The following is a 14,783-nucleotide window of genomic DNA, read 5'->3' as shown; positions in this document are numbered from 1 at the left end:
CCTGTGCAATACAGAACTCAGTCCTTGATTTAAACTAAACCGTCCAATATTTGGGGGTCAGTTCAAAGCTACTAATAGCTTTGGGGCTTTTTGTTTTAGTAAGACGAAGCTTAATTATTCAATTAGAAAAAAGTTTGATATTAAGTATTAAGATAGAAACATAGGCCAGCTTAATGAGTAGAAGAAGCCTTATCGTCTTTGCCGCGAACTTTATCAATAATGGTAAGCAATGCCACAACTGCCGCACCGATAATAAAACCAATAACACCATTTAATACGGTGGTTGTTACCCCCTCAAAAATACCCGTGAGATGTGCGATATCCTCTACACCATGATGCAAAAAGCCAATACCATGTACTAAGATACCACCACCCACTAAGAACATAGCCAACGTCCCTGCAATGGATAAAAACTTCATGAGCTTTGGCGCAGCAGCAAACATTACCTTACCTACTTTTTGCTTAAACGTGCTTTCTTGCTCCATCAGATGTAGGCCTGCATCATCTATTTTGACGATACCAGCAACCAAACCATAAATACCAATCGTAATACCAATTGCTAAAATAGATAGTACTAAACTGCGTTCTAGCAAAGTAGCACTTGCCGTTGCGCCTAGTGCAATCACGATAATCTCAGCGGATAAGATAAAATCAGTTCGTATGGCCCCTTTGATTTTTTCTTTTTCAAATGCCACTAAATCGACTGTTTCATCGGCATTGGCTTTTCGGCGAGCATTTTGTTCTTCATCATGTGGCAATGCATGTGGCCAAAACCGATGTATAACTTTTTCAGCACCTTCATAAACCAAGAACAGACCACCACACATCAATAAAAACGTGACAAGCGGTGGATAAATCGCACTAATCAATAACGCTGCTGGTACCAAAATGAGCTTATTGATGAACGAGCCCTTGGCGACTGCCCAGACAACAGGTAGTTCGCGGTTGGCTTTGACACCAGTAACTTGTTCAGCATTCAAGGCCAAATCATCGCCTAACACGCCAGCAGTTTTTTTGGCAGCGACTTTGGTCATGACGGAGACGTCATCCAATATCACACTGATATCATCAAGTAAGGTTAATAAACTGGCACCTGCCATGTGTGCTCCTTAAAGCAAATTTGTTGAAGTAAGTACTACTGAAATCATTAAAACAAAGTATTTTATTAGAGTTCTTATAAAAACAATTCTTATAATAACAATGCTGTTAGCAGTAGACTACAAGGGCACGCCCATATATTACATAGTACAAATGTATCTTATTTTTTGAATTTGTGTTGTCAGATATTCTTAAAAGTTGGGATTATTTGCATTTATTAGACGATGCATTTGAGCTGTCATTATCCATAAATATGGTAATATAGCGATTTTACCGCTTATCTTTACTATCAATCATTTATAAAAACTTCTGTAAAATTAAACCTTTAAAACACTATACAGACACCTTACTATATATTGTAATCCACAACGCTTTGTATATAACGAACTCATGTCTAGGCGCGATGCCTATAGGAAATCCATATGCCGTCATCTATTAGCAAAAATACCACGACGAATAATTTTTTCTCTCGTACTACCCTATCTCGTTTTGTGATGAGTGCCTTGCTAGTAGGTATTGCTGCTGGCTGCTCAAACAATGCAGCGGATGCAACCGGTAATACCAGTGTTGTCAACGCGGCGCAGACCAAGGATGCACCAGCCAAAGCGTCAGCTGATAATGATTCTGCAGTAGTTAGTGCATTACAAGCAAACCTAAAGGCCTCTGGTATCGAAGAAACCATCGTCTCAGCGGTACCAACAGATATGGGTGGTATTTATTGGGTGACGGCTGAAGGGCTACCCTCTTTCTTTACCGATAAGTCGGGTAAGCATATTATCCAAGGACAGATCGTTGCCGTTGGCGGTGCTGCGCCAGTGGATATCAGTGCTGCTTTGGCGGCCAGTACCGCGCAAGAAGCGTTAAAAGCTGTTGATAAAAAAGAGATGATCATTTATCCAGCAAAAGGTGAGACCAAAGCGGTCGTCTATGCCTTTACTGATGCCGACTGTGGCTACTGCCGTAAACTACATTCAGAAATGGATGATATCAATGCGCGCGGTATCGAAGTGCGATATCTCGCATGGCCACGCAGTCAAGAGTCTGTGCCAAAAATGGAAGCGATTTGGTGTAGTCAGGATCGTAACGCAGCGATGGATCAAGCAAAAATGGGTGCCAATGTGCAAGCGCCTAGCTGTGCTACCCCTGTGCAAGCGCATATGGCTCTAGGATCAAGACTGGGTGTGCGCGGTACCCCTGCCATCTTTACTGAAGCAGGTGAGCAAGTAGGTGGCTACTTACCTGCAGCGCAACTGGCGCAAGCTGTCGGTGCAAACTAATACTTAATCCTAACATGTGATATTTTTAATATATTCTAATATCTATTATTTATATGAATGGATTTAAATATAAGACAGCACCGCTTGAGCAATACCTGAGTATGCCAAGTATAGTTGAACACAATAGTTATTCTATAATCTATACCCTATATAACCTTATCGACATTGTGTAGACGTCACAACTGCTTGTCGGTATGATACGATAAAGCGCGATGCAAAATTAGCAATACCCTTTTATCTGAGCATTTTTTATTCAACTATAATGAAGTATGTATGCAAAGTAGCACTAGAAAATGCCTATAGACTGCCGGTGTCATGCCGCAGACTCATTTGCTATTGCCCCAGCGTTATGCCCGCTTCATTATATTTAACCTCTTGAGGATACTGTGAGCAATTCCATCAAACTAGCGATACTTGGTTTAGGCACCGTCGGAACAGGTGTGATCAACCTAATCAATGACAATTTAGATGAGCTAAAACGCCGTAGTGGACGCGATATTATTATTACCGAAGTGGGTACGCGCCGTCAGCGTGATGATATTGATACCAGCATCATGCAAAACAGTGACTTGATGGCAATTGCGGCAAGCGACAATGTCGATATCGTTATCGAAGTGATTGGTGGTACGACCTTGGCTAAAGACGTCATCATGCAAGCTATTAAAAACGGTAAGCATGTCGTAACTGCAAATAAAGCGCTATTGGCTGAACACGGCAATGAGATTTTTGCATTCGCTGAAGAGAATAATGTCCATGTTGCTTATGAAGCAGCGGTGGCAGGCGGTATCCCAATTATTAAAGTGATGCGCGAAGCGCTTGCTGCCAATAAAATTGATTGGCTCGCAGGTATCATTAATGGTACTGGCAACTTTATCATGACCGAAATGCGTGACAAAGGTCGCCCATTTGCCGACGTACTAGAGGAGGCGCAAGAGCTGGGTTATGCAGAAGCAGATCCAACTTTTGATGTGGAAGGCATCGATGCGGCGCACAAACTAGCCTTGCTTGCCTCGATTGCCTTTGGTATCCCGCTACAGTTTGACAAAGTCTACTGTGAAGGCATCACTGGTATCACACTACAAGATGTCAACTACGCCGAAGAGCTTGGCTATCGTATCAAACATTTAGGATTTGCAGTACGCCGTGATGGTCAAGGCAACAGTGATGATGCTGGCGTTGAGTTGCGTGTCCATCCAACGCTTATTCCACAAGATGCGTTGCTTGCCAATGTCAACGGCGTAAAAAACGCGGTATTGGTCAACTCACATCCACTTGGGCAAACACTCTACTGCGGTGATGGCGCTGGTGCTGGTGCTACTGCTTCGGCAGTGATGGCCGACGTCATGGATCTCGTCCGTGTATTAGGTAGCAAAAGTGGCGACGAGCAAAACAGCAGCGAGCAAAACAATCGTGGGCACCATGTACCGCACTTAGCATTTATCCCTGAGCAACTCTCAGACACACCAATATTACGTGCTGAGCAGATGATTACTGGTTACTACTTACGTGTACATGCTTATGATAGCCCAGGTGTTTTAGCGGACATCACTCGCATCCTAAGCGATGCAGGTATCAATATCGATGCCATTCTACAGAAACCTGCGCATAAAGTTGGTCAAGTACCTGTCATTATCTTAACCCTACCTGTGGTCGAGAGTCAGATGAATCTCGCTATCGAAAAAATTGAAAAATTAGAGACCATTACTGATAAAGTAGTACGCATTCGCTTAGATGAGCTGGCTTAAAACATAATTTTAGCAAGCCACGCTTATCACCCCCTTTATCAGTGAGCCAGGCAAATGCTAACTGATAAAGAGTAACAGCGAACCAGCCCTTGCCTCTCTATGAGGCACTTTCATTTAAAATACGTAAATAAGGAATAATAACGATGTCAAATGATGCAATTGTAATCTTAAACGGCGCACGTACACCAATGGGCGGCTTCCAAGGCGTACTAAAAGACATGAGTGCTAGTGATTTGGGCGCTGCTGCAATCAAAGCCGCTGTCGAACGCTCAGGCGTTAGTGTCGATGATATTGATGAAGTAATCATGGGTTGTATCTTGACTGCAGGTTTGGGTCAAGGCCCTGCCCGTCAAGCCATGCGCAAAGCTGGATTGTCTGACGCGACTGGCGCGGTCACCATCAACAAGCTATGCGGCTCAGGTCTAAAAGCCGTCATGCAAGCACATGATGGCATCAAAGCTGGTAGCTTCAATGTTGCTGTGGCTGGTGGTATGGAGTCAATGACCAATGCACCGTATCTGATGCCAGGGTCGCGTGGTGGCTACCGCATGGGTCACAAAGAAGTCAAAGATCATATGTTCTTAGACGGTCTAGAAGATGCTGAGACTGGTAAGCTCATGGGTATGTTCGCTCAAGAAATGGCCGATGAAAAAGGCTACACACGTGAAAAGATGGATGAGTTTGCCATCGAATCACTCAATCGCGCGCTAACCGCTATCAAAGACAATCACTTCAAAGATGAAATTGAGCCTGTGACGTTTGAAACTCGTAAAGGCGAGCAAACGGTCGATACTGATGAGCAACCAGGCCTAGCGAATGCTGATCGTATCCCAAGCTTACGCCCAGCATTTGCAAAAGACGGTACGATCACTGCAGCCAATGCCAGCTCAATCTCAGACGGTGCTGCTGCTGTCGTCGTCATGAAAGAGTCACAAGCAAAGGCTGAAGGTCTGGATTATCAAGCTCGCATCGTTGCCACTGCTTCAAACTCTCGTCACCCAAGCGAATTCACTATCGCTCCGATCGGTGCCATCGAAAAAGTACTAGCAAATGCTGGCTGGTCAGTCGCTGATGTGGATCTATGGGAAATTAACGAAGCTTTTGCGATGGTCACTATGGCGGCTATGGACGAGCTAAACATCGACCACGCCAAAGTTAACGTTGAAGGCGGCGCTTGTGCGCTTGGTCATCCAGTAGGCTGTTCAGGTGCACGAATCCTAGTGACGCTGATCAATTCTCTCAAGCGTACCGGCGGCAAAAAAGGCGTTGCGACACTTTGTATTGGTGGCGGCGAAGCAGTTGCCGTTGCTATTGAGCTTCCTTAAGTAAAAGTAATACTAGCGTGTCTTTGTTCAGATAATACGTAACATTTAACTTCACGCATTTATTGGTATTTATCTTTTGTTCAAGAACCGCATTGCTCATTGCTCTGCGGTTTTTTCGTGTCTATTGATTCAACGTTAACTTTAAACATTTCTTTGTGTTAAGGCTCGTTAAGTTGTACCCCACCTATGTTATACCACTTACAGCCTATTACATGTAATTACCCCAAGCGCACATTTTGCTACCTTGCTCATGTATTTCATCCAAAATCATAGTGTTAGGATAGCTACAAGTTGATGCAGAGATGTTGTGACCTATCTCTTAACTTACTTATTGAAGTTCGTTTATTGAAGTAATTTTTGCCCAGAATTTAAAATAAGTATTCATCAGCAATTTTAAAAATACCCATTTATAGAATAATTTTTACAAATATTAACTCATAAAAAAGGAAGACAATAATGAGCCAACTAATCCGTTTAAAAGATATTCAAGCCACTCATCGTGACCTAATCGGTGATGACTATTATGATCCAACAAACAAAACTGCTTACGGTGTGAACGAAGAAAAAATCGGTAAAATCGAAGGTGCGCTAGTAGAAGACACCACTGGTCGTATCCGTTATTTAATCGTTGATGCAGGTGGTTGGTTCAGCTCAAAAGAAATCTTAGTACCAGCGGGCTTAGCTCGTATCGTTGGTGATGATGTTTTCTTTGATAGCTTGACCAAGTCACAGGTAGAAGCCATGGAAGTATATGACCATGACTATCAATACAGCTATAAAGAACAGTACGAAAGAGACCGTCAAGCTTTTGCTGCTGATACCCTTCCAGCTGAAGAGCGTGTAGATATCGCAGACCATTCTTATGATGCACCAAACACACTAGAGCTTTTAGAAGAGCGTTTGACTGTCAATAAAGACCGTATCGTTGCAGGCCTTGTAAAAGTTGGCAAACATGTTGTGACTGAAGAGCGCAATGTCGATGTCGAGCTAGAAGAAGAACATGCTGATATCCAGCGCACTAGCGTTGATCGCCCAACAGACCGCCGCATCGGTGATATGGACGTTAATGATACCGTTGAAGTTGAGCTAGAAGCAGAACGTGCTCGTGTTGGTAAAGATACTTATGTGTCTGAAGAAGTTAATGTTGGTAAAACAACAGAGCGTCATACTGAAACTATCGTTGAGACTATCCAGCGCGAAGAGCTAGACGTTAATAATGACGGTAATGTGGTCGACCGTGAAGGCAACTTAGTTAACCGTGATGACATCACAGCAGATGATGTACGCCGCGCTCGTGGTATGTAATACCCTGATACTTTGCGTCTTTTAATGACATTGTGATTTCATTATGAGATGTGATAATAATAGGTAGCTAAGCATTTTGACTTAGCAGATTAAGACCAGAGCATGTCTCTGGTCTTTTTTGTATCGATAATATGGGGACGTGAGTTATTATAGTAATGATTAATGATAGTAATAAATTCAATATCATTCGTTAACATTGCATTTTGCCCGATTCATCATTTTATAATTATAAGGAAATAAAAATGACTACTGACCATACAGAAAACTTATACCAAGATGATTTGGAAAGCCGAAAAAGCACACTAGTTGATGAAACCTCCAATGTCGTCAATGTTGGGCATTTGGAGCTATTAGAAGAGCGTCCTGTCATCAATAAAGAGCGCCTAGACGTTGGTAAAGTGACTGTCACCAAGCATGCCCGCACCAAAACTATCGACGTCCCTATCGAATTAGTAGAAGAGTACATTACGATTCGTACTGAATACTATGATGCAGAGAGTCAAGATTTATTGTCTGGCCATTACGACGAAAAAGACATATTGCGTCATGTTGAGCCATCACTAGATAGTAAAGCCGTTGTGACCGTCAATGGTAAACAAATAGAGGTTGGCGATGATCCGATTGAAATCGTTTTATCACGCCAAGTAGCAACTATTACTAAAGATACCTACGCCGTCCAAGAAATTGATGTCAATAAGAGTACCCATATTCATACCGATAATATCTCAGTAGAGCTTAAGCATGAAGAGTTGGATGTGACTGAAGAAGGGTTTTTGGCACATGAGGCCAATGCTACTCGACCAAAATAAATGAGATACTGGTGATTTAATCACCAGCATAGATAAATCACTGACAAAAAAAGCAATGCTAAACCAGCGTTGCTTTTTTTGTGTGGTACGTAGTAATCAAAATTTTATACTTTATTACATTCAAACGTATTTACGGTTGACTCATCTTCTCCAGCTGTACGCATGACACCAGTTTCGCGTTCTTCATGCGCCACACGCCACTGAGTAAACCCTTGACCGCCATCTAACCCTGTGGCAACTTCAAACACTTCTGGATTACTGCCTTCATTGGTCTGATTCAGTGTTACTGTTCCCATATCAGTGGCAACGACCACTTGATTGGCATCTTCTTTATAAGTCGCTTCAACTTTTAGCTCAGGTGAGCACAGATACGATACCTGCGTCACACTGCTGTTTACCGATGCGACCGTATCACCTTCTACTTCATTAAGTGAGGCATCTTCAGTATTTACAACGACATCACTTGGCTCAGCAGGCTCAGCTGACATTGGTACAGATTCTTCAGCATTGACACCATCTTCCATACTTGACTCTGGCTCTGATTGCTGCTGACAGGCACTGATCGTCAATGCACCAGCGAGCAACCCCGTCAATGCGACTGAGGTACGCAATTTTTTTAATAATTCTAAACTCATAACGCTCTCCCAAATAAATATGCTAAACACTATAGCGTGTCCATAAATTCACGCCTATGCTGAATTTGTAAGCAATCAATACAAAGTGTTCATCTGCTATAGAACGGTAAATTATAGAACAAGCAGCCTTTATAAGATATAAAAAAGCCCCTATCTGGTTGAGATAAGGGCTTGCTATTTAGCAGTCTACAGACTTTAATCATAGTTGCTAATGACTAAAAGACCATACTGATTAGATTTTGCCGTGGCACTGTTTGTACTTGAGCCCTGAACCACAAGGACAAGGGGCATTACGACTGATATTCATACCAGCATACGGGTTTGGCTCTTTGGCATTGCTACCACTGGCTGCCATAGCAGTGCCAGCTGCTGCCGTACCACTAAGGCTGCGGTTTTGTGGTTGCGGCTGAGCGGCTGCACTGTTTACGTTGCTATCTAAATTATCTACGTCATCATGTTCAAACTGCATTTGCATATGCGCCGCATTCTCACGCTGCTGAGCTTCCAACGCCTCTAGCTCTTCTTTGGTCGGAATGTGTACGCGTGATAAGTCTTGTACGGTCTCAGACTTGATAGCACCAAGCATCATCTGAAACAGCTCAAAAGACTCGCGCTTGTATTCCTGCTCAGGGTTTTTCTGCGCATAGCCGCGTAGATGGATACCTTTACGCAGCTGATCCATCTGTGTCAAATGCTCTTTCCAGTGCTTGTCTAGACTCTGTAGCATAAAATGACGCTCAAGCTGGGCGGCGTCTTGCTCACCCATTTGCTCACGGCGGCTGTGATAACGGTCTATGGCTGTTTGGATAATTTTAGCACGCAGTCCTTCTTCATCTAGACGGCGGTCTTCATCTAGCCAATCGTTGATCGGCATCGTGACTTTAAACTCGTCCTCAAGCTCATCTTCTAATCCGTCAATGTTCCACTGATCGTCGATAGAACCAGGCGGAATGAACTGGTTGATCATGGCGTTATAGACTTCATGATGCATCACTTCAATGGCTTCTAATAAGTCCATTTCAGCAAGCAAATCATCACGCTGACCATAAATAACTTTACGCTGCTCATTGGCAACATCATCATATTTCAACAGATTCTTACGCGCATCAAAATCGCGGCTCTCAACTTTACCTTGCGCGTTTTCGATCGATTTTGACACCATCTTATGCTCGATGGCTTCGTCTTCTTTTAGACCCATGGCACGCATCATATTGACCACGCGATCGCCTGCGAAGATACGCATCAAATCATCTTCGAGCGATAAGAAAAAGCGCGACATCCCAGGATCACCCTGACGACCAGCACGACCACGTAACTGGTTATCGATACGACGTGATTCATGACGCTCAGAGCCAATGATATGCAAACCACCCGCCGCTACCACTTGGTCGTGCTTTACCTGCCACTGAGACTTTAGGCGCTGCATCTCCTCCGGACTGACCGAATCGACATCTTCAATAAACGACTGCCAATTACCACCAAGGATAATATCCGTACCACGACCTGCCATGTTGGTGGCGATCGTCACTGATTTTGGGCTACCAGCCTGTGCGATAATCTCAGCTTCACGCTCATGCTGCTTGGCGTTTAGGACGTTATGCTTCACGCCTTCTTGATCGAGCAAATAAGACAGCTCTTCACTGGCTTCAATGGTCGCTGTACCGACCAGCACAGGTGCACCTTTGGCTTGAATGTCTTTGATCTCGCGGATAATGCCCTTGTATTTGCCTAACTTGGTTAAGAAAATCTGATCATCCATATCGATACGAGCAATCGGCTCATGCGTTGGAATGACGATGACATCGAGATCATAAGTAGATTTAAATTCTGCCGCTTCAGTATCAGCGGTACCCGTCATACCAGACAGCTTGTCATATAGACGGAAGTAGTTTTGGAATGTGGTGGTCGCAAGCGTTTGGTTTTCTGCTTGGATTTCAACGTTTTCTTTGGCTTCTACTGCTTGATGCAGACCTTCTGACCAGCGGCGACCCGGCATGGTACGGCCTGTGTTTTCATCAACGATGACCACCTCGCCTTCATCGACGATGTAGTGGACGTTTTTGACAAATACATGATGCGCACGGATGGCAGCTTGGACGTGAGCCAATAACGGCAAGCGGCTTGGACTATATAAACTTTCGTTTTCACCAAGCTCACCCACTTCAACTAGGAAGCGCTCGATTTTTTCGTAACCCTTTTCACTGATTTCAATCTGACGGTTTTTTTCATCAATCCAAAAATCTTCATCTTCGTTATTTTTATTGGCTTCTTCGTCTTTTGAGCGCTTAAGCCGTGGAATGATGGTGTTAATCAGCGCATACATGCGCGAAGAGTCTTCGGCTTGCCCTGAGATAATCAGCGGCGTACGTGCCTCATCGATTAAGATTGAGTCAATCTCATCGATAATACAAAAGTTTAGCGGGCGCTGTTTTTTCTCTTTTAGACTAAAGACCATGTTGTCACGCAAATAATCAAAACCGTACTCGTTGTTGGTACCATACGTGATATCAGCTTGATAGGCGTCGATTTTTTCTTGTGGCGGCTGCTGTGAGTAAATCACGCCGACAGTCATGCCCAAAAAGTTAAAGAGCGGACGGTTGAGCTCCGCATCACGCGCCGCAAGATAGTCGTTGACCGTGACCAAATGCACGCCTTTACCACTGATGGCATTGAGATACATCGCCAAGGTGCCCATTAGGGTTTTACCTTCGCCCGTTTTCATCTCAGCGATTTTGCCTTCGTGCAAAGTGATACCACCGATCAGCTGTACGTCATAGTGGCGCATACCATTGACACGCAATGAGGCTTCGCGGCAGACGGCAAAAGCCTCTGGCAATAGTGAATCTAAGCTTTCGCCTTTTTGGTGGCGGGCTTTGAACTCTGCCGTTTTTTGTTGTAGTTGCTCATCAGACAGGGCTTGTATTTCAGCCTCTTGTGCGTTGATCTTGCTGACCACTTTACGCATGCGTTTTAGTTCGCGGTCATTTTTGGTGCCAACCACACTGCCTATAATCTTTGATAACATAATTTTTTGACCTATGGAATATTCGATAATTAGTGCGCATTAGCCAAAGCTTAGCTCGTGGCCTTGTCATTACCCGACTAAGTACTACCTAATTTAGTATCGCCCAATTAAGTGTGCCGTCATTATATATGGTTATGGCGCTGATGGATACAAGGGCGGTGAGTAGATATTTGCCAAGGCAAAAACCGAGCAGGACGTGTTAAAATAGCGCTTACTTTATTAAATTTCTTAGCTTTTTTGGTGCCTGTATGTGATAGCTATAAGGTAGCTGTCATATGGCGCTGTCGATATAATCTAGCCTAAATCTAATCGTTATATCCTTCTTCGGTACGTACCAGGCGCATTTGTTATATCAACTCTATCGTACCAAAACAATCTATAAAACTGGCGCTAATCCGAAACCAGCTGCCGCAAATGCTATTTAATAAAAATCTATCGAAACACAATAAGAGACTCTGCATGACCGTAAAGCCGTCCGTCCAAAATCATTCATCTATTTCTACTCAATCAGATAATGCCTTATCAAAACCAAATACATCTGACTGTTTAAGCATCGGCGATACCGTCTATAACTTAGCAGATCATACGCCAATGATGGTGCAATATCTAACCATGAAAGCCAACTATCCACAAGCATTGCTGCTATACCGGATGGGGGATTTTTATGAGCTGTTCTTTGATGATGCTAAGCGGGCGGTGCAAATATTAGACATCACCCTAACGCGTCGTGGTACGGATAAAGCGGGCAACCCGATAGCGATGGCGGGTGTTCCTTTTCATGCAGCAGATAGTTACATGGCACGCCTCATCGCGGCTGGGCAAACGGTCGTCGTGTGTGAGCAAATTGACGAGTCGACAACGACCAATGCTGACAGTGGTAACAATAAGGCCAATATCCCTGCGATGGGCGACAAGCAAAAAAAAGACAAAAGTAAATCGGCGGCTGGTAGCATCATGCGCCGTGAAGTGGTCAAAACGCTGACAGCAGGTACTATTACTGATGATGCATTGATCGCACCAAACCATACACCGACTGTCGTCGCCATCGATATTGCTCATTTAAAAACGCAAGATAATAGCCAGACGTTACAAGCAGCTGTTAGCCAAATGGATCTAGCTGCAGGTACATTGACTACTCAGACGCTAATAGCAGATAAAGACAATATAGATGGATTGCAAACTCAAATGCTGACGGTACTTGCTCGTTTTGCGCCTAGTGAATGTATCATTAGTGAAGCACTCAGCGATAGCATTGGCGGCACTGATGGCACTGATGCAGAGTGGATGCTGTGGTTACGGCAACATCTGGACTGCCCTATTATAGAAGTCGCGGCCAATGACTTTCACCGTACGCACGCGAGCGACACGCTTTGTCAGCAGTTTGAGGTGCAACGTCTTGATGGTTTGGGTATTGCAGATAACCTGCTGGCGCAAACTAGCTGTGCTGCGCTAATTCACTATGCACAGCAAACGCAGCAGCGCCATGTGCCACAAGTCAATCAGCTGATCGTTGAATACAGTGACGATTATTTGATTATTGATGCCAATAGTCAGCAAAACCTTGAGTTATTTAGTCCAGTCAGTAGTAGCGGTACTTCCCTAATATCCGTCCTTAACCATTGTCAAACGCCAATGGGCAAGCGACTGCTCGTACAGCAAATGAAGCGTCCACTGCGTCAGCATGCGCGTATCAATATGCGTCTAGACGCGATAACGTCCCTATTGAATGCGGATGGTAACTCGAATCAAAATTCAGAAAATAGCTCACTGGTGACACGTTTACGAGAAACACTGAATACCATTGGCGATATAGAGCGAATCAGTAGTCGCATCGGGCTGATGAGCGCCAAACCTCGTGATTTACGCAAGCTTGCCGATGGTATCGCGAGTAGCGCCCAGATTACCACTCTATTGACAGCGTCAGGTATCAGCCATGAAGACGCTGGTCTATTACCCATGCTGATGCAGCAATTGCCCGCCAGGCTGCCAGCCGTTCAAGCGGTGGCTGAGTTAATCGAGCGTGCCATTGTCATTGAACCACCTGCACATATCCGTGATGGCGGTATGATAGCTGCCGGTTATGATGAAGAATTCGATCGTCTCATCCATCTTCACGACAATATTCAAGTGACATTGGACGACATGGTAGAGCAAGCGCGTCAAGACAATCAACTGCCCAGTCTAAAAGTCGGCTTTAATAAAGTCAGTGGCTTTTACTTTGAATTGCCTAAGATGCAAGCAAAAAATGCCCCTGCTCACTTTATTCGTCGGCAAACGCTCAAGAGTAGCGAGCGTTTTATCACTGATGAATTAAAAGAGGTCGAGACGGAGTATTTAAGCGCGCAATCTTTGGCATTGGCTCGTGAGAAACAGCTGTACCAAGCGCTGCTAAACCAACTAAACGAGAATTTGGCTGAGCTACAACAACTGAGCGCTGCGATTGCCCAAATAGATGTCCTAAGCAATTGGGCGCAGCTTGCGACGACTTATCATTGGCAGCGTCCAACCATGGGAGGAGATTCAGAAAATCAAAATGAATCTACGGTCAAAAATCAGACCCATATTGATATCCGCCAAGGTCGTCATGTCGTGGTCGAAGCGGCCTTAAATCAAGCGAACGCGAACAATCGGAACGGTGCTGCATCAAGTACAAATTATTTTGTCGCGAACGACTGCGTGCTGGGTAGTGCCCATGTTGATGACGCTGAAAAAGGACATCCTGAAAGACTGCTCCTCATCACTGGCCCTAACATGGGGGGGAAATCTACCTATATGCGCCAAACGGCGCTGATTGTACTGCTCGCTCATTGCGGCAGCTTTGTGCCCGCTGAGCATGCACATATTGGTGATATTGACCGTATCTTTACCCGTATCGGCTCCGCAGATGATTTAGCTGGTGGCAAATCTACTTTTATGGTAGAGATGATAGAGACAGCCAATATATTAAATCAAGCGACCCATAAATCACTGGTATTAATGGATGAGGTCGGACGTGGTACCGCCACCACAGATGGTTTGGCAATCGCTCATGCTTGTGTCAACCGTCTAGTCGATATTGGCTGCCTGACGTTATTTGCCACTCATTATTTTGAGCTGACGCAATTGGGACAGACAAGTGACGAAATTCGTAACGTCCACGTCGCCGCTAGTGAAATCGATGGTCAGTTACTTCTCCTTCATCAGATCTGTGAGGGCGCAGCAAATTCAAGCTTTGGATTGCATGTCGCGAAGATGGCGGGTATCCCCACTCAAGTATTAAATGATGCCAAACGTTACTTGATAGACAATCTAAAAGCAGAAAATGAAAAAGTTGCTATTAATGAAGTTGATGATAAAAATGACTTAGCTAATTCAGTAACGGATAAACAGCGAGAGTCTAACAACAATTTGGTTCAAGAGCAGCAGGCTAGTTACATAGTACAATCACCAAATATAGCGGGTAATCTAAAGCAAAATCAGTTATTTAGCATAGAAGACGAGCTGAGCGCCATTGATCCTGATAGCCTGACCCCCAAGCAAGCGCATGATTTGATCTATCATTTAAAGAAAATCATTAGTCATTAA

General features: G+C 44.2%; 9 protein-coding genes. 6 read left to right on the top strand and 3 right to left on the bottom strand.

Annotated features, from left to right (window positions below):
- Window positions 1-170: 170 nt before the first annotated feature.
- Window positions 171-1,100, bottom strand: coding sequence for a DUF808 domain-containing protein (locus AS194_RS11775; RefSeq protein ID WP_058025679.1), 930 nt, complete (start codon window positions 1,098-1,100; stop codon window positions 171-173).
- A gap of 420 nt (window positions 1,101-1,520) precedes the next feature.
- On the opposite strand from AS194_RS11775, the gene AS194_RS11770 reads away from it, so the two are divergent.
- The 5 genes from AS194_RS11770 to AS194_RS11750 all read left to right on the top strand — a co-directional run bounded on the left by AS194_RS11770 (window position 1,521) and on the right by AS194_RS11750 (window position 7,559).
- Window positions 1,521-2,375: a DsbC family protein gene (locus tag AS194_RS11770; protein ID WP_058025678.1), complete on the top strand. Its 855-nt coding sequence runs from the start codon at window positions 1,521-1,523 to the stop codon at window positions 2,373-2,375.
- A gap of 386 nt (window positions 2,376-2,761) precedes the next feature.
- Window positions 2,762-4,120, top strand: a complete 1,359-nt coding sequence (locus AS194_RS11765; protein WP_058025677.1) for a homoserine dehydrogenase — start codon at window positions 2,762-2,764, stop codon at window positions 4,118-4,120.
- A 143-nt stretch (window positions 4,121-4,263) separates the two neighbouring features.
- Entirely contained in the window at window positions 4,264-5,445 is a 1,182-nt protein-coding gene (locus AS194_RS11760; protein ID WP_058025676.1) for a thiolase family protein, read from the top strand.
- A gap of 456 nt (window positions 5,446-5,901) precedes the next feature.
- Window positions 5,902-6,750 carry a DUF2382 domain-containing protein gene (locus AS194_RS11755; RefSeq protein WP_058025675.1) on the top strand — a complete coding sequence of 283 codons (849 nt, stop codon included), beginning with the start codon at window positions 5,902-5,904 and terminating at the stop codon, window positions 6,748-6,750.
- 242 nt (window positions 6,751-6,992) lie between these two features.
- Window positions 6,993-7,559 (top strand): YsnF/AvaK domain-containing protein, encoded by a 567-nt coding sequence (locus tag AS194_RS11750; protein WP_058025674.1) that lies wholly within the window; start codon window positions 6,993-6,995, stop codon window positions 7,557-7,559.
- Between the two features lie 104 nt (window positions 7,560-7,663).
- Here the strand turns inward: AS194_RS11750 and AS194_RS11745 are convergent, their stop codons facing one another.
- Window positions 7,664-8,194 carry a hypothetical protein gene (locus AS194_RS11745; protein ID WP_058025673.1) on the bottom strand — a complete coding sequence of 177 codons (531 nt, stop codon included), beginning with the start codon at window positions 8,192-8,194 and terminating at the stop codon, window positions 7,664-7,666.
- Between the two features lie 232 nt (window positions 8,195-8,426).
- Window positions 8,427-11,219: a preprotein translocase subunit SecA gene (gene secA / locus AS194_RS11740; protein WP_058025672.1), complete on the bottom strand. Its 2,793-nt coding sequence runs from the start codon at window positions 11,217-11,219 to the stop codon at window positions 8,427-8,429.
- Between the two features lie 459 nt (window positions 11,220-11,678).
- Between secA and mutS the strand changes: the two genes are divergently transcribed.
- The gene (gene mutS / locus AS194_RS11735) at window positions 11,679-14,783 is read left to right on the top strand and encodes a DNA mismatch repair protein MutS (RefSeq protein WP_058025671.1); all 3,105 of its coding nucleotides are present in this window, start codon (window positions 11,679-11,681) and stop codon (window positions 14,781-14,783) included.

Source organism: Psychrobacter piscatorii, from assembly GCF_001444505.1.
Classification (GTDB): domain Bacteria; phylum Pseudomonadota; class Gammaproteobacteria; order Pseudomonadales; family Moraxellaceae; genus Psychrobacter; species Psychrobacter piscatorii_B.
This window is presented reverse-complemented; position numbering and strand designations above follow the sequence as displayed.